This window comes from Winogradskyella sp., from assembly GCF_028289625.1.
Lineage (GTDB): Bacteria > Bacteroidota > Bacteroidia > Flavobacteriales > Flavobacteriaceae > Winogradskyella.
On sequence record NZ_JANQOM010000059.1, the window covers coordinates 1 to 21,017 of the forward strand.

The 21,017-nt window shown below is 34.8% G+C and carries 24 protein-coding genes; 22 read left to right on the top strand and 2 right to left on the bottom strand.

Features of this window, described 5'->3' with window-relative positions; translation table 11 throughout:
- Nucleotides 1–143: 143 nt before the first annotated feature.
- Nucleotides 144–1,061, top strand: a complete 918-nt coding sequence (locus tag Q0992_RS11540) for a DUF6427 family protein (RefSeq protein ID WP_299524237.1) — start codon at nt 144–146, stop codon at nt 1,059–1,061.
- Here the strand turns inward: Q0992_RS11540 and upp are convergent.
- On the bottom strand, nt 1,050–1,709 hold the full coding sequence (gene upp / locus Q0992_RS11545) for a uracil phosphoribosyltransferase (protein ID WP_299524240.1): 660 nt from the start codon (nt 1,707–1,709) through the stop codon (nt 1,050–1,052). The two genes, Q0992_RS11540 and upp, sit on opposite strands and share 12 nt — an antisense overlap.
- Before the next feature lie 72 nt (nt 1,710–1,781).
- On the opposite strand from upp, the gene Q0992_RS11550 reads away from it, so the two are divergent.
- Both Q0992_RS11550 and Q0992_RS11555 read left to right on the top strand, forming a co-directional pair.
- Nucleotides 1,782–2,390 (top strand): DUF4254 domain-containing protein, encoded by a 609-nt coding sequence (locus Q0992_RS11550; RefSeq protein ID WP_299524243.1) that lies wholly within the window; start codon nt 1,782–1,784, stop codon nt 2,388–2,390.
- A 77-nt stretch (nt 2,391–2,467) separates the two neighbouring features.
- Complete coding sequence (locus Q0992_RS11555) at nt 2,468–3,502, top strand: glycosyltransferase family 9 protein (protein WP_299524245.1); 1,035 nt, start codon at nt 2,468–2,470, stop codon at nt 3,500–3,502.
- Nucleotides 3,503–3,535: 33 nt separating this feature from the next.
- Here the strand turns inward: Q0992_RS11555 and Q0992_RS11560 are convergent, their stop codons facing one another.
- The gene (locus tag Q0992_RS11560) at nt 3,536–4,594 is read right to left on the bottom strand and encodes a ferredoxin--NADP reductase (RefSeq protein ID WP_299524248.1); all 1,059 of its coding nucleotides are present in this window, start codon (nt 4,592–4,594) and stop codon (nt 3,536–3,538) included.
- Nucleotides 4,595–4,758: 164 nt separating this feature from the next.
- On the opposite strand from Q0992_RS11560, the gene Q0992_RS11565 reads away from it, so the two are divergent.
- The 19 genes from Q0992_RS11565 to Q0992_RS11650 all read left to right on the top strand — a co-directional run.
- Nucleotides 4,759–5,091 carry a PadR family transcriptional regulator gene (locus tag Q0992_RS11565; RefSeq protein ID WP_299524251.1) on the top strand — a complete coding sequence of 111 codons (333 nt, stop codon included), beginning with the start codon at nt 4,759–4,761 and terminating at the stop codon, nt 5,089–5,091.
- A gap of 3 nt (nt 5,092–5,094) precedes the next feature.
- Nucleotides 5,095–5,748: a hypothetical protein gene (locus tag Q0992_RS11570; RefSeq protein ID WP_299524254.1), complete on the top strand. Its 654-nt coding sequence runs from the start codon at nt 5,095–5,097 to the stop codon at nt 5,746–5,748.
- A 3-nt stretch (nt 5,749–5,751) separates the two neighbouring features.
- Entirely contained in the window at nt 5,752–6,390 is a 639-nt protein-coding gene (locus Q0992_RS11575) for a hypothetical protein (protein WP_299524257.1), read from the top strand.
- A gap of 281 nt (nt 6,391–6,671) precedes the next feature.
- Entirely contained in the window at nt 6,672–8,150 is a 1,479-nt protein-coding gene (locus Q0992_RS11580) for a DUF5687 family protein (RefSeq protein ID WP_299524260.1), read from the top strand.
- 22 nt (nt 8,151–8,172) lie between these two features.
- Nucleotides 8,173–8,895 carry an ABC transporter ATP-binding protein gene (locus Q0992_RS11585; RefSeq protein WP_299524262.1) on the top strand — a complete coding sequence of 241 codons (723 nt, stop codon included), beginning with the start codon at nt 8,173–8,175 and terminating at the stop codon, nt 8,893–8,895.
- A 190-nt stretch (nt 8,896–9,085) separates the two neighbouring features.
- On the top strand, nt 9,086–11,716 hold the full coding sequence (locus Q0992_RS11590; RefSeq protein ID WP_299524265.1) for a tetratricopeptide repeat protein: 2,631 nt from the start codon (nt 9,086–9,088) through the stop codon (nt 11,714–11,716).
- Nucleotides 11,717–11,734: 18 nt separating this feature from the next.
- Complete coding sequence (locus tag Q0992_RS11595) at nt 11,735–12,184, top strand: polymer-forming cytoskeletal protein (protein WP_299524268.1); 450 nt, start codon at nt 11,735–11,737, stop codon at nt 12,182–12,184.
- Nucleotides 12,120–12,380, top strand: a complete 261-nt coding sequence (locus Q0992_RS16885; protein WP_367277959.1) for an AtpZ/AtpI family protein — start codon at nt 12,120–12,122, stop codon at nt 12,378–12,380. The genes Q0992_RS11595 and Q0992_RS16885 overlap by 65 nt, the downstream gene beginning before the upstream one ends.
- Nucleotides 12,381–12,776, top strand: coding sequence for a hypothetical protein (locus Q0992_RS11600; RefSeq protein WP_299524271.1), 396 nt, complete (start codon nt 12,381–12,383; stop codon nt 12,774–12,776).
- Between the two features lie 137 nt (nt 12,777–12,913).
- A complete protein-coding gene (gene atpB, locus Q0992_RS11605; protein ID WP_299524273.1) occupies nt 12,914–14,014 on the top strand; it encodes a F0F1 ATP synthase subunit A in 1,101 nt (366 codons plus the stop codon).
- Between the two features lie 19 nt (nt 14,015–14,033).
- The gene (atpE, locus tag Q0992_RS11610; RefSeq protein WP_103050608.1) at nt 14,034–14,240 is read left to right on the top strand and encodes an ATP synthase F0 subunit C; all 207 of its coding nucleotides are present in this window, start codon (nt 14,034–14,036) and stop codon (nt 14,238–14,240) included.
- Nucleotides 14,241–14,351: 111 nt separating this feature from the next.
- A complete protein-coding gene (locus tag Q0992_RS11615) occupies nt 14,352–14,846 on the top strand; it encodes a F0F1 ATP synthase subunit B (protein WP_299524281.1) in 495 nt (164 codons plus the stop codon).
- A 6-nt stretch (nt 14,847–14,852) separates the two neighbouring features.
- Nucleotides 14,853–15,389, top strand: a complete 537-nt coding sequence (atpH, locus tag Q0992_RS11620; RefSeq protein WP_299524284.1) for an ATP synthase F1 subunit delta — start codon at nt 14,853–14,855, stop codon at nt 15,387–15,389.
- 44 nt (nt 15,390–15,433) lie between these two features.
- On the top strand, nt 15,434–17,014 hold the full coding sequence (gene atpA / locus Q0992_RS11625; protein ID WP_299524287.1) for a F0F1 ATP synthase subunit alpha: 1,581 nt from the start codon (nt 15,434–15,436) through the stop codon (nt 17,012–17,014).
- A gap of 82 nt (nt 17,015–17,096) precedes the next feature.
- The gene (gene atpG / locus Q0992_RS11630) at nt 17,097–17,954 is read left to right on the top strand and encodes an ATP synthase F1 subunit gamma (RefSeq protein WP_299524290.1); all 858 of its coding nucleotides are present in this window, start codon (nt 17,097–17,099) and stop codon (nt 17,952–17,954) included.
- 172 nt (nt 17,955–18,126) lie between these two features.
- Entirely contained in the window at nt 18,127–18,663 is a 537-nt protein-coding gene (locus Q0992_RS11635) for a hypothetical protein (RefSeq protein ID WP_299524293.1), read from the top strand.
- A 114-nt stretch (nt 18,664–18,777) separates the two neighbouring features.
- Nucleotides 18,778–20,238 (top strand): oligosaccharide flippase family protein, encoded by a 1,461-nt coding sequence (locus tag Q0992_RS11640; RefSeq protein WP_299524296.1) that lies wholly within the window; start codon nt 18,778–18,780, stop codon nt 20,236–20,238.
- A gap of 4 nt (nt 20,239–20,242) precedes the next feature.
- Nucleotides 20,243–20,677, top strand: coding sequence for a dUTP diphosphatase (gene dut, locus Q0992_RS11645; protein ID WP_299524299.1), 435 nt, complete (start codon nt 20,243–20,245; stop codon nt 20,675–20,677).
- A gap of 112 nt (nt 20,678–20,789) precedes the next feature.
- Nucleotides 20,790–21,017: sugar phosphate nucleotidyltransferase (locus Q0992_RS11650; protein WP_299524302.1), on the top strand; the 228-nt coding region annotated here is incomplete at its 3' end.

A 21,017-nucleotide genomic window follows, 5' to 3' on the forward strand; every position in this document is an offset into this window, starting at 1 on the left:
AAAGAAATCTTTCATAACTTTATAAATTTACTCGCAAAAGAGAGTTTTAAATTTTATTGATACAACAATACTAGCTGTCCTAAAATAAATTCCCAATACAAGGGAAAAGTGCCAGTTCGATTGCAAAAATACAAAAACAGTAAATGATTACAAGCGTTTTTAGTAAATCTAAGCCTATTAATATCATTATAGTTGCAGTTTTTATTGTTCTAATTTTTGCTATCTCCAATTTTAGTTCCTTATTCTACGATTTAGACGAAACCTTAAAGGCAATAATTAAACTATTGACTGTTCTGTTTTCTCTGTTCCTTTTAGATTTTATTATTTCAAAAAACAACCTTACCAAAAAGAATGGTTATGCCATTATGACTTTTGGGTTGTTATTTGGAATGTTTCCTGAAGCTCTAAAATATTCGGATTTATTATTTGCAAATGTATTCGTGCTTTTTGCCTTGAGGCGTTTAATAAGCTTACATTCTAATCTTCACGTTAAGAAAAAATTATTCGATTCAGGTTTTTGGATTGCTATAGCAACATTTTTTTACTTTTGGGCTATCTTATTTTTTGCCTTGGTCATTGTAGCATTAATATACCATTCCAAAAACGATGTCAAGAACACCATTATTCCGTTTGTTGGTTTTGTAACAGCGGTTCTGCTGCTTATAGCATATAACATCATTGTCCATGATACCTATATAAGACCCACCAATTTTGAACGCTATGCCAGTTTAGATTTTACAGCTTATAATAGTGTAGAACAGATAATTAAATTTACGATCCTTTTTACGTCCTTTGTCTGGACACTCATTTATTTCTTCAGAATTTTACCAGACAAGAATAAGAAATTGAGACCCTCTTTTTTCTTAGTAGCATGGTCAGCAGTAGTAGCCATTTTGGTTGCAATTATCGCTCCTATAAAAAATGGAAGTGAGTTTATATTTTTATTTATTCCTTTCGCCATAATAATGGCGAATTATATTGAAGTTATCTCAGATAGCTGGTTTAGGGAAGTTTTTATATCACTACTGCTTATAACCCCAATACTAAGTTTACTGTTGTAATTTATTACCAAAGGCCAAGTCTCCTGCGTCACCTAATCCAGGAATAATATAACCTTTGTCGTTTAAGGTATCGTCAATGGCAGCAATCCAAAGATGTGTATTTAATCCGAATACTTCACTGATATAGTCAACACCTTTTTGAGCTCCTATTACACTTACCAAGTGAACCTTTTTTGGCATACCAAAGGGTTTAAGCGCTTCGTAAGTGGCTACCATAGATTGCCCTGTGGCCAACATGGGGTCTGCAAGAATAAGTGTTTTGTTCTCTAAACTAGGGCAAGCTAAATACTCCACTATAATTTCAAAGCTTTCAGGATCGTGTTTATGTTGCCTGTAAGCTGAAATAAAAGCATTTTCTGCAGCATCAAAATAGTTTAGTAAACCACTGTGAAGAGGTACACCTGCTCTTAATATAGAGCACAAAACAATATCTTTTTTGTGTAAAACAGTATTGGAAACACCGAGTGGTGTTTTTATTTGGAGCGCTTCGAAATTTAAGGATTTGCTCAATTCGTAGCCTAAGATTTCACCAATGCGCTCAATATTTCTTCTAAAACGCATACTATCTTTTTGAATAATTTCATCTCTTATTTCAGAAATAAAAGAATTTAAAATAGAAGGCGTTTCAGAAAGATTGTGAATATGCATAAATCAACTTTTAGGTTCGGTGGCTAAGTTAATAATTCAAAGTATATTTGCATATTCTAAATCTATTCTAATATGTTTTCAAAAAAAGCCAATACTATATTTCAGGATGTTATTAAGACTTATAAAGTGTTAAATACCGTGGATCAATCTTTTACAAACAAATATGATAAAAATGAAGATCTAATTGCGCATTTATTATATAGAAAATGTTGGATTGATACCGTTCAGTGGGCTTACGAAGACATCATTAGAGATCCCAATATAGACCCAGACGCTGCTCTAAAACTTAAGCGAATGATTGATGCTTCTAACCAAGACAGAACAGATACGGTTGAGTTTATTGATAGTTATTTCTTGGATAAATATAAAGACGTTGCCGTAAAAAGCGATGCCAAAATAAATTCCGAAAGTCCAGCTTGGGCCATTGATCGTTTATCCATTTTAGCGCTTAAAATTTACCATATGTATCTCGAAACTGTTAGGGAAGATGCTACAGAAGAACACAAAGCGGCTTGCCAAAAGAAACTCGATGTGTTGTTAGAGCAACGTGTGGATTTAAGCACAGCCATCGATGATTTACTTAACGATATCGCTAACGGTGATAAGTATATGAAAGTTTACAAGCAAATGAAGATGTACAATGACGATGAGCTTAATCCCGTTTTAAGAGGGCAGAAATAGCTTATTATCCTGAAGCTGTCACACTGAGTGCAGTCAGTCGAAGTGTTGTTTCAGCAGCATTCCATATTCTGAAATAAATGCCAAACCCAAAACACATACTGGTCATAAGATTCTCAGCTATGGGCGATGTGGCTATGACTGTTCCTGTGTTAAGGGCTTTAACCGAACAACATCCCGACTTAAAATTAACGGTAGTCTCAAAAGGATTTTTTAAGCCATGCTTCAAGAGTTTAAAGAATGTTGATTTTTTTGCTGCCGATTTAAGAGGGAAGCATAAAGGTATTTTAGGACTCTATAAACTCTCAAAAGCATTACAAGTTTATGGCTTTGATGCTGTAGCAGATTTACACAATGTTTTGCGCAGTAAGATCTTAAAGGTGTTTTTCTTCCGAAAGAAAATAATTCAAATAGATAAAGGCAGAGCCGAAAAAAAAGCATTGACTTCAGGCAAACGATTTAAGCAATTAAAAACCACACACCAACGCTATGCTGAAGTGTTTGAACAATTAGGATATTCAATTGATTTATCGCTACCCTCATTTCCTGAGAAAGCCAAACTCACCTCAAAGCTAAAGTCCTTTATTTCTAATGCCAACAACAAAACTATTGGTATTGCCCCTTTTGCAGCCCATAAAAGCAAAATGTATCCTTTAGATAAAATGGAGGAAATTATTGCTGAACTTTCACATGAATACAATATCATTTTGTTTGGTGGCGACAAAAGAGAAATAGAGATTTTAAAAAAGTTTGAAAGCAGGCATAACAATGCACAATCTGTTGCTGGAAAATTAAACTTAGAAGAAGAATTGGATTTAATTTCCAATCTCGATGTCATGCTATCGATGGATTCAGGGAATGGTCATTTAGCGGCAATGCTAGGCGTAAAAGTCATTACTATTTGGGGTGTAACACATCCTTATACTGGTTTTGCGCCATTCAATCAACCTGAGGATTATGCCTTAGTTGCCGATAGGGAAGAATACCCTTTAACACCAACGTCGGTTTATGGCAATAAGTTTCCCAAAGGTTATGAAAACGCCTCAGGTAGTATCGCAATAGAGGAAATAGTCTCAAAAGTTAAGGTTGTAATTACAAGCAAGGCAGTAATCTAAAGGTATAACAATCCAAAAATCCAATAGTCAAAATTAGACATCATCATAATCGACAACAATGGTAGTCGTTGTTGGATGCGCTTGGCAGGTTAATACCAAACCTTCAGCTACTTCGTTGTCTGTTAAGATATTATTTTGTCGCATCGTAGCTTCACCTTCTGTTAATCTTGCAATACAGCTACTACAAATACCACCTTGGCAAGAATACGGGGCGTCAATGTCTTGTTTTAAAGCCGCCTCTAGAATGGATTGTTCTTGAGACATTTCAAATTCAAACTCTTCATCATCTACGATGACTTTAATTTTTGAATTACCGTTAGGCACTTCAGCATCAGTGCCATTTTCAGCTTCAGTAGGCGCAGTAAACAATTCAAACAAAATGTCTTTTTCCTTAACATTGTTTTCGAGTAACACGTCTTTAACCGTATGTATCATTGGCTCTGGTCCGCATAGGTAAAATGTCTCTATGGTGACGCCTTTATATTTATTTTTTACGATGAGGTTTACCGTACTTTTTTCTATTCGACCGAAAAGCGCATCTTCTTCCTGTGCTTGGCTATAAATAAAATGGACATGAAAACGGTTACCATGGGTTTCTTTCAATTCAAGCAATTCTTTAATAAACATGGCGTCCGATAAGGTCTTGTTTCCATAAACCAAAATAAAATTACTAAAAGGCTCGTCTTCTAAAAGCGTTCTTGCAATGCTCAATATTGGTGTAATACCACTACCAGCGGCAAAAGCAGCAATAGTTCTGGTTCTTGCTTCGTTGGCCTCAAAAGTAAAACGACCATTAGGTTCGGCAACTTCAATGGTATCTCCTACTTGTAGTTTTTCATTAGCATAGATCGAAAATGTACCATTTTCAACAGCCTTAACACCAACAGTGATATCACTGCTTTTTGGTGAAGAACAAATGGAATAATCTCTACGAACCTCCTCACCATTGACCGCAGTTTTTAAGGTAATATACTGCCCAGCCCTAAAGCTAAAGTTAGCTTTAAGATGTTCTGGAATATTAAAAGTTATAGCAACAGATTTATCAGTGATTTGATTAATGGACTTTATGCTCAGTTCATGAAATTGCGACATAGCAGATTTTTTTTGCAAAAATAAGCAATCTGCCAATGCTCACATAAGGCAAACTAATCACAAAGACTTAATATTTTCTTAAATTAAAACGATTGTTAAAATATACCTAAGATTATTATGCATAAGAAAATTATGTATAAATTTGTGTCAACAAGACAGATTCAATGCGTAATTCTAAATTATATAAAGGCAGTCTCAATACGATTATTCTAAAGCTCTTAAAAGAGCACGATAAAATGTATGGTTATGAAATCACACAAAAAGTAAAAACTATCACTAAAGGTGAACTCAATATTACAGAAGGTGCTCTATATCCTGCCTTACATAAGCTTGAGGCTGAGGGTCTTCTGGACGTTGAGGTAGTTAAGGTAGATAATCGACTTCGTAAATATTACAAGCTTACCGAAACCGGATCTAAAGAAACGGTAAATAAACTCAATGAACTTGCAGAGTATATTAAAACGATGCAAGCTTTGGTAAATCCTAAATTGGCATAACGCATGAATAGCTTATCTAAAGATCAAATACATTTTATTGATAACTACTTAGAGAATTCTGATGTTCTCTATGCTGACATAAGAATGGAAATGGTTGATCATGTAGGTTCTGCAATCGAAAAACAAATGAAGTTGCAAAAAACTGAAGATTTCTATTCAGTTTTTAAGGATTACATGGTTGCTAGCAAGGCAAATCTTTTAGAGAATAATAAAAAGTTTTTGAGAGATGTAGATAAGGGTATTTTCAAAAGACTTTTTAGACTGTTAAGTAAACCTAGAGCAATTATTGCTTTTATCTTATTGGTTTTTATAAGTTATAAAGTCATGACAATAAACGGACATAATTCAATAGTTGACATTTTTTATTGGTTTCCGAACGCATCGATAGTCCCATTCTTGATATTGTACTTTGTAATGCTTAAAGTATTTAAACTATCAAGGTTTTCTGGAGTTGAAAGATTAGTTTTTGTATATATGGTTTTCTTTCAATTACTAAATCTTTTAAGAATACTTTTTAGAGGTTATTTCAATTCAGAAACTGCAAATTATGTAATTATTTCAGTGGTTGTTTCAACTATGATTTTGATTCCTATTGTGTTGTTACAATTGACTTATCACATAATGAACCAGTACAGATTAAAATATAAATCTATATAAACCGTGGAACTCACTAAAGAACAGATACAATACATTGACAACTACCTTAAAGATAAGGGTATTAAATATTGGGACGTAAGAATCGAAATGGTAGATCATTTGGTTTCAGACATGGAAAATTATTCAGGATTAGTAGATTTTGAAACGCTGTTTAAAAGAAGTTTAAAAAATGCAAATTGGGATAGTAATCTTGAATTTATTCACATACAAAGTTGGAAACATACCAATAAGATTTATAGAAAAATGCATTTTCAAGAAATATGGAATTGTATTAAGCAACCAAAATATCTTATCGGTTTTATTATGCTTTATTTAGTTTTCTATTGGATTACTACGAGATTTCCAGAGGCTTTAAAACTCTTGTCATTTCTTGTGCTTGGGTTTCCTATGTTAATTATGTTGATAGAAATAGTTAGGTCTCTGGTTAAAAAATTAGGAAAATCAGTAAACATACAATATGGCTTCTTCTATTTTTCATTTGGAATAATCATGATGAATTTACCAATTCAATTTTTACCAAAGGCTTACTTACATATTTGGATGCCAATAGTGATGACGATTTATTTAATTATGATGTTTGCCGGTTATAAAGTTTACCGTTTTGCACTAAAAAAAGTATTGAAAATGAAAGTTTTGATGTAATGAAGCTAAACGAAGATCAAATACAAAATACAAGTTGTTAATTTATTCATTTTAATACCAAGCCTTACTAATTATGAGTAATTCTCACGAACTCTTTAATAAGATAAGGGCCATTTGGCATTATTAACCGTATTGATATTTTTGTAGCATAGATGACATTAGAAGTTATTCCCAAAAAAGCCGAGGAATTAATCGTTATAACCTATCTAGAGTATAAAATGACATAGTTTTGTAACAAATTGCGTCAAAACCATACTAACTCAAAAAACTAACCATTAGCTATGATAAAGCATTTTATTAACTTAGAATGGAAGCAGTACTTTCGTTCTTCATATTGGCAAAAAAGTTTAGGCCTTAATATTCTCTTGGTGTTTTTTGCCCTTTACTTTATAGTTCTTTTTTCATTCTTTGGTTTTTTTCTTCTTAAAATAATTAAGAAGGTATATCCAGAACAAGATCCATTTGTTGTTGCTAATGGGTTTCTGTTTTTTTGGATTATGATAGATCTTATGATGCGTTTCTTCTTGCAGAAATTACCTGTAATGAGTGTTAAACCCTTACTCACATTGCCTATTAAACGGTCTACAATCGTTAATTATGTGCTAGGAAAATCCGCATTGAATTTCTTTAATTTCTTACCGCTTTTTGCGATTATTCCATTTAGCATTATGCTTATCAGAGATGACTATGCGACTCCCATGATTATAACATGGATGTTCACTATGATTATCTTGGTATTCATTATTAATTTCTTCAATTTTATTGTTGAAGCGTTCTCAGCCGAAAAAGAGCTTTCTTTTTTACCACTTATCGCTGTTATTGGAACACTTTATGGCTTGGACTACTTCAATATATTACCCATTAAATCGGCAATCGGTAACGCATTAATAGCCGTTGCCAACAATCCTATTCTCATTCTTATTCCAACAGCAATATTATTACTATGCTATTGGTACAATTTTAAAATACTTAGAGATAAATTATTCTTGGATGGGTCTTTAAAATCTAAAGTACAAGAAGTGAAAGTTGCTAATTTATCTTGGACCAAGCGATTTGGAGATATAGCCCCTTTTATGCAGCTAGATTTAAAGCTCATTTGGAGAAACAAACGGACTAAGTCTTCAGCTTTTTTAATGGTTATTGGGTTACTTTATGGCTTGTTTTTTTACACCCAACCTATATATAGAGATTCGTTGTATGCCGCTTCATTTGTCGGAATTTTCTCAACAGGAATATTCTTGATTTCATTTGGTCAGTTTATTCCAGCTTGGGACAGTGGTTACTATAAAATGTTAATGAGCCAAAATATAAAGTACGAGCAATATTTAAGGTCTAAATTTATTCTTATGATATTAAGTGTAGCTATTATGTTTGTGTTAGGCATCCCATACATCTATTTTGGGTGGAAAATTCTAGCCGTTCATTTTGCAGCTGCAGTTTATAATATTGGAATCAATTCGCACATAATGTTATATGGTGGCTCGTTTAACAGAAAAAAAATAGACCTAAATCAAAGAGCTGCATTCAATTATCAAGGCACAGGGGCTGTGCAGTGGATTATTGGGTTGCCTATAATGTTGATACCACTAATTCTATTTTCTATCTTAAATTATTTTGTAGCTTTTGAAGTTGCTTTAGCTTTTTTAATCCTTATAGGTATAGTAGGTATTGTACTTCACAAAAAATTAATGAGGATGATTACGCAACGCTACTTAGATTCAAAATACAAAATGATTGACGCCTTTAGTCAAGACAACTAATAAAATATAAGATTCACATATCATGATATATACAAAAGACCTTTCAAAATCATATAACGGAACAACCGTTCTAAACATAGAAGAACTAAGCATACCAAAAGGCCAAAGTTTTGGATTGGTAGGTAATAATGGAGCGGGAAAAACAACCTATTTCAGTTTGTTGCTAGATTTAATAAAGCCAACCACAGGTAATGTTACTAACAACAGTGTTGTTGTTCATCAAAGTGAAGACTGGAAACCGTTTACATCATCATTTATAGATGAGAGTTTTTTAATTGGGTACTTAACACCAGACGAATACTTTTATTTTATTGGAGACTTAAGAGGTCAGAACAAAGCAGATGTGGATACACTAACTTCCCAATTTGAAGATTTTTTTAATGACGAGATTCTCGGAAAGAAGAAATATCTCAGAGACCTAAGTAAAGGAAATCAAAAAAAGGTGGGTATTGTAGCGGCACTTATTGGCAATCCTGATGTTATCATTTTAGATGAACCTTTTGCCAATCTAGACCCAACAACGCAAATTCGTTTGAAGAAAATCTTAAAGGATTTGGCCGAAAAACAAGGTGTTACTGTTTTAATCTCTAGTCACGATTTAATGCATGTTACGGATGTGTGTGAACGTATTGTGGTGCTTGAAAAAGGTGATATTGTTAAGGATTTGGAAACCAACCCTACAACCTTAAAAGAATTGGAGGCGCATTTTGCCAGCAATATGACTGTTTCACAGGGAGAAGAATAAAGCACTAAATCAATAATTTTATGTAAGCTTGTGGTGTTAATACATCACAAGCTTTTTTATTGACGAAAACCTTGCGATTCCTCGAAAAACAATTTAATAACATCAAAAATTCAAAAAGATGTTTAATTTTACCGCTAAGCACACTAAAACCTTAATAGTTTAGTTATCTATTAATCAAATAGAACCAACGTTGAAGATTCACGTAAAAACCATATCAGTATTTTTTTTAATAGCGATTATCGCCCAAAGTTGTTCGCGCAAGAAAGACACTTTTATCAATAGAAATTTTCATGCCTTAGGCACTAAATACAACATTCTATACAATGGTAATATAGCTTTAGAGCGTGGAAAACTTGCGATTAATGATGCATTTACAGAGAACTTCTGGGAATTATTACCAGTTGAACGTATGACTGTAAGTGATGATATCTTCCTGCCAGGCGAATCTAAAAATGCTGATTTTGAACGTGCTGAAGAAAAAGCCATTAAAGCCATTCAGAAGCATGGCATGAATATTAATGGCAAAGAAAAAAATCCCCAAATAGACGAGTCCTATTTATTGTTAGGGAAAGCGCGCTATTACGATCAACGCTTTGTGCCAGCGTTGGCAGCATTTAATAATATCCTTAACAAATATCCTACTAGCGATAAAATCAATCAGGTAAAGATTTGGCGCGAAAAAACCAATATGCGATTAAATAACGATGAGGTTGCCATAAAACGCTTGAAACGTTTACTAAAAGAAGAAGAAGGTGTTATAAAGGGGCAGGATTTGGCAGATGCAACTGCGGCATTGGCACAAGCGTATATTAATCTCAAATCCAAGGATAGTGCTATAGCTTTATTGGGTGTTGCTGCAGAAAACACAAAGGTAAAGCGAGAAAAGGCGCGCTACCACTTCATAAGAGGTCAACTCTACAATGAGTTTAAGGAAAAAGATAGTGCTAATATGGAGTTTGATGCTATTATCGATATGCATAGGCAAATTCCAAGAGCGTTTTACATCAATGCCCACTTAGAAAAGTCTTATAATGTTGATGCTTTAGATGGTGATGAGGTGGCTTTTCAAGAATATCTTACAGAGTTAGAAGAAAACAGGGAGAATAGACCTTTTCTCGATAAAATCTATTATCGCATTGCCGAATATCATCGCAACAACAATGCTTCCGACAGTTTAGCCGAAGCTTATTACAATAAATCCCTTAGAAAAATCACTTCAGATAAGTACTTAAGAGCACTCAATTATGAGACGTTGGGTAATATGTACTTTGACCGCAATATTTACAAGACCGCTGGAGCTTATTATGACAGTACGATGACTGCTATGACTCCAAATTCTAAGCCTTTTAGAGTCATTAAAAGAAAGCGCGAGAACTTAGATGACGTTATTTATTATGAGGGCATTGCTCAGACTAACGATAGTATACTATATATGATTGGTCTTCCGAAAGAAGAGCAGCTTGCTATTTATTCCAAATATACTCAAGAGCTTAAACAAAAAGCCTTGGAGGAAGAAAGACGTAAAGAAGAACAATTAAAAAGGCAAGTGGCAACAACCAACACATCTGCTTTAAGAAATAACGTGCAACGATCAAGCATAAGTCCAAGTGCCTTACCAGGTGAAATCACTAGTAAAAGACAAAGTGCCAATCAAGGAGGCTCAAGTAATTTTTACTTCTATAATCCAACAACGGTTGCATATGGAAAAAATGAATTTTTGAAAATTTGGGGCGACCGCAAACTTCAGGACAATTGGAGGTTATCAAATCAACGCTCAAGTATAAAAAATAGTAGTGAAAAAGAAAGTGTTTCTAAAGTCACTGGCAATGAAGAACGCTATAATCCCGAAACTTATATCGCATCACTTCCAACGGAGCAAGTGGCCATTGATAGTATAGCTAAAGAAAGAAACTTTGCATATTACCAATTAGGAATCATTTACAAGGAAAAGTTTAGAGAGCTCGAGTTATCAAAATCCCGATTTGAAGATTTGTTGAAGAATTCACCTGAAGAAAGGCTGATTTTGCCTTCAAAATATAATCTTTATAAAATCTACACAGAGCTTGGGCTATTAAGGAAGGCGGAAGCTATGAAAGCCGATATTATTGCCGACCATCCAAATTCGCGCTATGCTGAGATATTATTGAATCCTCAATCTGAATTATCTAAAGATGCCAACAGCCCAGAGGCAATATATACTAATCTTTACAAAAAGTTTGACAATCAGGAGTACGCCGAGGTGATTGCCGAAGCCGAGGTTCAGATTAAACGTTTAGAAGGGGATACCTTTGTGCCTAAGTTTGAGATTTTAAAAGCCTCTGCTAAGGGTCGTCTTTATGGTTTTGAAGCCTATGAGGAAGGTATTAACTATATTGCTTTGACTTATGCTAACACAGAAGAGGGTAAAAAAGCAGAAGAGCTTTTGCAAAATGCAATTCCAGCTTTGGCAAAAAAGGATTTTATACCCGACGACCAACCAAAGCATTTCAATGTTGTATATCAATTTGAAAATGGTTCAGGCGAAGATATTGATGCTTTTATGAAGACCTTAGATGAAGAGATTGAGAAAAAAATAACCTATTTTGATTTAAGCACTTCAAAGGACGTATATGACGAAAACACGACATTTGTTGTGGTTCACGGTCTAACAAGTATACAAGGAGCTAGTGGATTTGCACAATTGTTGGTATCTGATGAAAAAGATAAACGCGGAAGACCAGTAAAACCAAAAATCACTAAAGACTATTTTGCAATATCCTCCCCTAATTATACAATTATTCAACGACATAAAAATTTAAACGCTTATCTAAAACTAGAATAAATAAAAACCAAATCAACGATGTTTTCCTCAGACAACAAAAAACCTAAACAAGACAAAACTATGGAAACAAGTACACAACAGAATATTATAGCGCAAGGCACAAAAATAGTAGGCGATATAGCAAGCCAGGGCCCTTTTAGAATAGATGGAACGGTTGAGGGTAATGTTAAGACTTCAGGTAAAATTGTTATTGGAAAGTCAGGTTTCATAAAAGGGACATTGCAAGGGGAAAATGCAGATTTTGAGGGTAAGTTTTCCGGAAAGCTTATTTTATCTGGAACATTGTCCTTAAAATCTACAGCACATATTGAGGGAGAAGTCCACACAAGCAAATTGGCCGTTGAGCCAGGCGCGACATTTAACGCCACTTGTAGCATGAAGGGTACCGTAAAAGCATTACCTAATGAGCCAATCAAACCAAAGCAACCAGAACAGCAAACTGCCCAAAAACCAGAAAGACAGGCTTAATAGTTATGCTCGTTTTTCGGGAATAGCAATTCAGATGTTTGCCATTATTGGTATAGGCAGCTATGCAGGTGTAAAGCTTGATGAAGCATATCCCAATAAACATAATTTATATACGGTAATTTTATCCCTATTATCTGTAGTTATATCAATTGTTTTTGTAATTAGACGTATTATTGCAGCCTCAAAAGACAATTAGATGCAAGCATTTAAGAAAAGACAAACGTCATTCATTCTCCAGTTATTGGGGATTAGTGGGATTTTGTTTGCCATCCACAGCTACTTATTACACCATTTCGCTTCAGAGATGGATTTCTTTTTCCCTGTTTGGCAGATTTACGGCTTTCACTTTATCATTACATTGATTTTGTATACGGTAATTAATTACAGATATTCTTCTGGGAAAACCGATATCTTTAATGTATTCATGATTATGACCTTTTCTAAGATGGTATTGGCAGTTCTCTTTTTATTACCACTTATTTTGTCTGATGTTGAAAACAAACAACCCGATGTTTTTAACTTTTTTATCCCCTACTTTTTGTATCTGTTTTTTGAGGTTTTTGCACTGACAAAATTCCTTCAAAAACAATAATTCTTGGAAGTCTTTAATAGTCTCGAAATTGGTGATTTTTACAGATTAAAATCCTTTGAAAATTATTGTTTGTCAATTCATTTAATGTGCGTACATTTGCACCGAATTTAAAACAAGGTATTTTAAAGCCACAAAGAATGACATTAAGCACCTTAAAGCGTACAGCATTTACAGTTCTGTTTTTATCGGTATTTAGTTTTGGTTTTGCCATAGATACTAAAGAAGAAGGAGAAGATAAGGAATTCGACGCAAAGTCAATGATTATGCATCACGTTAAGGATGCTTACGGTATGCATATCTTAACCTTGAATGAGGGTAAAGAAGATGAAAAACATATTACAATCCCATTGCCAGTAATTCTTTGGACAGACAACGGATTAACAACATTTATGTCGTCTGAATTTCATCACGATTATCATGGTCACGAAGTTGTTGAAAAGAATGGTGGTAAGTTTGTTAATGTACACGAAAAAATATACCAACTTAACGATGGGGAAACAGCAGTAAAATTAGACGAAGAGGGACACCCTACTAATGCTGCAATGCCTTTGGATTTCTCAATTACGAGAAACGTGTTTATGATGTGGGTTTCGGTGGCCGTTTTAATTTTAATTTTCTTTTCAGCAGCGAGACGCTATAAAAAATCAGAGGATAACGTACCTTCTGGTATTGCGAGTTTTGTTGAACCGCTAATTGTGTTTGTCCGAGATGAAATTGCCAAACCGATGATTGGTGAACACAAGTACAAAAGATACATGCCCTATCTATTAACGGTATTTTTCTTTATTTGGCTTAACAATATCTTTGGTTTAATTCCAATTTTAAATGGAGCTAATTTAAGTGGTAATATTGCATTTACTATGGTATTAGCGGTATTTACATTTATCATTACCACATTTAGTGGCAATAAAAACTACTGGCAGCATATTTTTTGGATGCCGGGAGTTCCTGTGCCGATGAAGATATTTTTAATGCCTATAGAGATCATCGGGATTTTTACAAAGCCAATTTCGCTAATGATTCGTTTGTTTGCTAACATTACAGCGGGCCACATCATCATTTTAGCGTTAATGTCTTTGATATTTATTTTTAAATCTGTTGCTGTTGCACCAGTATCGGTAGCATTCTCATTGTTCATTGGGATTATCGAGATTGTGGTTACAGCAATACAAGCGTATATATTTACAGTGTTGTCGGCCTTATATTTTGGAATGGCAACAGAAGAAGCACATCATTAATTAATTTAAATTTTATATTATGACTATTACTGGAATTGCAGCTATTGGAGCTGGTTTAGCGGCTATCGGAGCTGGTGTAGGTATTGGTAAAATTGGAGGATCTGCCATGGAAGCTATGGCACGTCAGCCAGAAATGCACGGTAAGATTCAATCTTCTGCATTGATTTTAGCAGCCTTCGTAGAAGCGGTAGCGTTATTCGGCGTTGTAGCAGCGTTGATCGTATAATTATGATTGCAACGAATTACAGAAGTAACGGTTGGTTGCTTCTGTAATTTTTATCATTCTTAGAAACTTTAGTTAAGAATAATAAAATTTAGATTAAAAGAATTATAACACATGGATTTAATTAAACCTGGATTTGGATTGGTATTTTGGACGGTTATTACCTTCCTAATTTTACTCTTTTTATTGAGAAAATTTGCATGGAAGCCAATTCTCGGTGCTGTTAGCGAAAGGGAAGAGGGGATTAAAGATGCCTTGGCCTCCGCTGAAAATGCACGTAAAGAGATGGAAAACCTTCATGCAGACAATGAGCGTATTTTACAAGAGGCACGTGCAGAGCGCGAAGCAATGTTAAAAGATGCTCGTGAGATAAGAGAGCAAACCATAGCTAAAGCCGAAGCAGAAGCACAGGAAAAAGCAAGTAAGATTATTGAAAAGGCACAGGCAGCAATAGAAAGTGAAAAGAAAGCCGCTATGGCAGAATTGAAAAGTCATGTAGCAGGATTATCAATAGATATTGCGGAAAAAGTGGTGCGTGGTGAATTATCTAACAAAGACAAGCAATTAAAATTGGTTGAAGATATGTTAGGTGAAACAACATTAAACTAATAATCAATGGCAGAATCTAGAGCAGCGATACGTTACGCCAAAGCAGTCCTTAGCTTGGCTACAGAAAACAATGTGGCTGAAGTTGTTAATGCTGATATGAAGCAAATTGCATCGGCAATTGCTGAGAATAGCGATTTAAGCGCAATGCTTCAGAGTCCTGTTGTACGTTCAGCAGACAAAAAAGACGTATTGACTTCTGTGTTTGGCGGCCATAGTACGTCAACAATAAATCTAATCGATACACTGATTGCTAACAAGCGTCTTGCCTTACTTGGCGATGTGGCAAATAAGTACAATCAATTATACGACCAATTAAGAGATACGCAAGTGGCTAAAGTGACTTCAGCAACTCCACTCACCAAAGATTTGGAGAAGAAAGTACTAGCTAAAGTTAAAGAACTTACTGGCAAATCAACTGAAATAGAAAATATTGTAGACGAGTCCATCATGGGTGGTTTCATTTTACGTGTTGGGGACTTGCAATACGATGCTAGCATCGCCAACAAATTGAATAAATTAAAAAGAGAATTTACATTAAATTAAGAATAGTTAGAGCAGATAATCTAACATCTAATATCTAAATAAAGATGGCAGAAGTAAAACCAGCTGAAATATCAGCAATCTTAAAACAACAACTTTCAGGGTTTGAAGCAGGTGCTTCATTAGACGAAGTAGGGACAGTATTAACTGTTGGTGATGGTATTGTACGTGCTTATGGACTTTCAAATGCGCAATACGGAGAATTAGTAGAATTCGAAGGCGGATTAGAAGGTATTGTACTTAACCTAGAAGAAGATAATGTTGGTATTGTATTATTAGGGCCTTCAAAAGAAATTAAAGAAGGAGCTACGGTAAAACGTACTAATCGCATTGCCTCTATTCAGGTAGGTGAAGAAATGGTTGGTAGAGTTGTTGATACTTTAGGTAACCCAATAGACGGTAAAGGCCCAATAGGAGGTGATTTATATGAAATGCCATTAGAGCGTAAAGCACCTGGTGTTATTTTTCGTCAGCCAGTAGATGAACCATTACAAACAGGTATCAAGTCTATAGATGCCATGATTCCTGTTGGTAGAGGCCAGCGTGAGTTGGTTATTGGTGACCGTCAGACAGGTAAGACTACAGTTTGTATCGATACCATCTTAAACCAAAAAGAATTTTATGATGCAGGAGAGCCTGTATTCTGTGTATATGTAGCGGTAGGACAAAAAGCGTCTACAGTAGCAAATATTGCCAAGACGTTAGAGGATAAAGGTGCTTTAGCTTATACAGTTATTGTAGCTGCAAACGCATCAGATCCTGCACCAATGCAAGTATATGCACCATTTGCGGGTGCTGCAATCGGTGAATACTTTAGAGATACTGGCCGACCAGCTTTAATTGTTTATGATGATTTATCCAAGCAAGCGGTTGCCTATCGTGAGGTATCCTTATTATTACGTCGTCCACCAGGACGCGAGGCCTATCCAGGTGACGTTTTCTACTTACACTCAAGATTATTAGAGCGTGCTGCAAAAGTAATTGCCGATGATGATATCGCTAAGGACATGAACGATTTACCAGAGTCTTTAAGACCATTAGTAAAAGGTGGTGGTTCATTAACGGCATTACCAATCATTGAAACTCAAGCTGGTGACGTATCTGCGTATATCCCAACAAACGTAATTTCTATTACCGATGGTCAGATATTCTTAGAGTCAGATTTATTTAACTCTGGTGTACGTCCAGCAATTAACGTAGGTATCTCAGTATCTCGTGTAGGTGGTTCGGCACAGATAAAATCTATGAAGAAAGTAGCAGGTACATTAAAGTTGGACCAAGCACAGTTCCGTGAATTGGAAGCATTTGCTAAGTTTGGTTCAGACTTAGATGCTGCAACATTAAATGTTATTGAAAAAGGAAGGCGTAATGTTGAGATATTAAAGCAGGCACAAAATGATCCTTATACAGTAGAAGATCAGGTAGCCATTATCTATGCTGGTTCTAAAAACTTGTTAAGAGATGTTCCTGTTGATAAAGTAAAAGAATTTGAAAGGGATTTTATAGAATTCTTAAACGCTAAGCACAGAGATACTTTAGACACGCTTAAATCAGGTAAGTTAACTGATGAGGTTATCGATACACTAACCAGTGTGACTAAAGATCTTTCAGCAAAGTTTACGGCTTAAAAAATGTTGCCCTGAACAGGTAGGATTTCAAATAAGATTTATAAAAATTCTGAATTAAAATTCGGAATGACAAATAAAAGAAATGGCAAACTTAAAGGAAATACGTAATAGAATATCTTCGGTATCTTCAACGATGCAGATTACCAGTGCCATGAAGATGGTATCTGCTGCAAAGTTAAAGAAGGCCCAAGATGCCATTACAGCAATGCGTCCCTACTCTAATAAGTTAACGGAATTGCTTCAAAGTCTAAGCGCAACATTAGATGCCGATAGTGGAAGTAAATTTGCTGATCAAAGAGAAGTGAAAAAGGTACTTCTAGTTGCTATATCATCAAATAGAGGTTTGGCAGGTGCCTTTAACTCAAACATTATTAAACAGGTAAATACAATTTTATCAGATTATGCTGATAAAGAAGTTTCAATCTTGGCCATTGGCAAGAAGGTTAATGATGCTTTTGGAAAAAAAGGAAGTATTATTGCCAATAAGAGTGAGGTTTTTGATGACTTAACTTATGATAACGTTGCCGAAATTGCCCAGATGATTATGGATAAATTTGTTGAAGGTGATTTTGATAAGGTAGAATTGATTTACAATAGTTTCAAAAATGCAGCTACTCAAATCGTGATGACTGAGCAATTTTTACCTATAGTTCCTATCGAAAGTGATACCAACGTAAACCTAGATTACATCTTTGAACCCTCTAAGCAAGAAATTGTTGAAACCTTAATTCCAAAGTCATTAAAAACACAGTTATTTAAGGCGATAAGAGATTCTTTTGCTTCAGAGCATGGAGCACGTATGACAGCAATGCACAAGGCAACCGATAATGCAACAGAATTAAGAGACCAGTTAAAACTGACTTATAACAAAGCAAGACAAGCTGCAATTACCAACGAAATCCTTGAGATTGTTGGTGGTGCTGAGGCACTTAACCACTAAGCTATTTATAAATTAGTAGAACATGTTAAATTATAGAACCCAACTCTGTAGTGTTGGGTTTTTTTCTTACAAAGTGCTACATTAATTCGCCGTTCGTCGATTAAACGCAAAAAAAACCGATTAAACCAATTATTTTCATAAATTGCCTTTCCAAATCTTAACCTACTTATTAATGGAAAAACTAAAAAAGGCAATTTATGCCATCGTTTTTGTCATCTCATTGTTATTGACTTTTCAGTGTGCTAGCTCAAAAGTTGCAGACGTAAAATTTGAGGAACAAACCCCTTTTACTGTAAAACCAGTTATTTTTCAAGAATGGTATGCAGGTATTAAAGTTGGAGGTACAGGTATAAATGTTTTTATACCAATTTCTGATGTCAATAAAGGCATTGTTTTCGATGAAATCTATTTTAGAAATCTAAAGGGGAAACTTGTTAAAAAAAATGAAGAGTATATGGCTGTTTTGAAGAATCCTTCACGTCATTATACGTTTAAAGTAGCTGAAAAACCATCTGATTATCCTTTCAATCTTGATAAAGATGAGTGCGTAATAAGTTATATCGAAAATGGACAAACAAAGTATCATAAAATAAAGACACTTAACGAAGTCGCAGGGACTTACTATGAAAATGGTCCTCCTACAATTTATACAAGGAGCAGTTCAGATGGTATGGCATCACTAGATGAAAATGAAGACAACGATAACTAGATTTAGATACAATTGAAAAATGGGCCTTACTTTTTAGTAAGGCTTTTTTATTTTGAAGTCAACAAAAGAGCCATTTATATTTAATATTTTTGAGGCCTACAATAACTACAAAGCTTGAGCGGATTTAAATCTCTTTTTAAACAAACTTTTATTTATGGTCTGGCAACGGTACTACCAAGAATGTTAAGCTTCTTGCTGGTACCGCTATATACAAGCGAAGCTGTACTTGCAAATCCTGCTGAATACGGTACTGTATCCGTAATCTTTTCGTATTTCGTTTTATTTAATGTGATTTTGGCTTACGGTATGGAAACCGCCTTTTTCCGTTTTTTTAATAAAGAAGACGATAAAGCCAAGGTCATAAACACAGCAACCATCTCACTAATCATCTCTTCATTAGGATTTTTTGTCATTGCATTGCTATTTCAGAATCAGATTGCAAATGGCATTGACATTGATGTTAAGTACATCAACTTAGTGATTTGGATATTGTTATTAGATGCCTTGGTCATTATTCCTTTCGCGTGGCTTAGAGCTAATGAAAAACCGATGCGATATGCCTTTATAAAGCTTTTGAATGTCATTGTTAACATTGGTCTTAACCTTTTCTTCTTGCTCGCTTTAAAACAATTGACCCAAAGAAGTGGGTTATTTGAAAGTATTTACAAACCAAACTTTGAAATCAGTTATATTTTTATTGCTAATCTGGTAGCCAGTGCAATTACACTCTTAGCAATGCTTTCATTCTATACAAAAATCAAGTATCAATTTGATAAGGATTTATGGAAACAAATGTTTCGTTATGCTTTTCCGGTATTAATAGCTGGTGTTGCCTTCTCAATTAATGAAACTTTCGATAGAATATTATTAAAAGAATTATTACCCGCCGATATTGCCGAAAGCGAAATAGGGATGTATTCTGCCTGTTATAAATTAGCCTTATTCATGACGCTTTTTGCAACGGCCTATCGCTTAGGGATAGAACCCTATTTTTTTAGTCATGCAAAGACAGATAACCCACAAAAAAACTATGCCAATATTTTAGAATTCTTTGTTGCTTTTGGTTCTGTAATTCTACTCACGGTAGTTGTATTTGCAGATGTTATAAAGCCTTTCATTATTAGAAGTGAAGCTTACTGGGAAGCTATGTGGATTGTACCAATCATTTTATTGGCCAACTTTTGCCTTGGGATTTATCATAACTTGTCGGTTTGGTATAAAATTACAGATAGAACAAAGTTTGGCGCCTACATTTCGGTAATTGGAGCTATTATAACATTGGCGATTAATTTTGTATTCATAAAAAAATATAGTTATAAGGCATCAGCGATAGCCACCTTGGTGGCATATGCCAGTATGATGCTATTGTCGTTTTACTTCGGAAGGAAATACTATCCAATTCCATATAATCTTAAAAAAATAGGACTTTACTTAACTATTTCAATAGGTTTTTCAATGTTATCTTTTTATAAATATCGAGGTATTTATATTGCAGGTATTGCGATGTTAATTGTATTTTTGGGACTGGTTATTTTGTTGGAAAAGAACCAACTAAGAAAAGTCTTAAAAAGGTAATATCATGAAGATTAAAATAATTAATAAATCCAGACACAATTTACCACACTATGAGACCATTGCTTCAGCTGGTATGGACCTCCGAGCGAGCCTTACACAGGCTAGAATACTTAAACCGTTAGAACGCACCATAGTAGGTACAGGATTATTTATCGAGCTACCGATTGGTTATGAAGCGCAAGTAAGACCCAGAAGCGGCCTTGCTGCGAAAAAAGGAATAACGGTTTTAAATGCACCAGGGACTATTGATGCCGATTACAGAGGAGAAATCGGTGTAATTTTGGTCAACCTCTCTAAAGAGGATTTTACCATTCAGAATGGAGAACGAATAGCCCAACTCGTCATAGCGAAGCACGAACGCGCCGAATGGGAAGAAACAGAAGAACTTTCCGAAACAACTAGAGGTAAAGGAGGCTTTGGCAGTACAGGAATCAAGTAAAGACCATCTAGTTCTCCAAAGGAAAAAATAAAAAATGAATAATAAAACGATAAATAGTAATTATAAAAGATAAAAAAAGTCCTTTGCAAAGGAAAGGATTTAAGATAGGCTTATGAAAATAATAGTACCAATGGCAGGTCGTGGCTCTCGCCTTAGACCACACAGTTTAACTGTTCCTAAACCTCTAATTCCAGTTGCAGGTCAACCTATTGTACATCGCTTGGTAAAGGATATCGCTAAAGTATTAAAACAACCTATTGAAGAAATAGCATTTGTTTTGGGCGACCCAGCGTTTTTTGGAGACGATGTGGTTAGAAGCTTAACGCACTTGGCAAAAGAA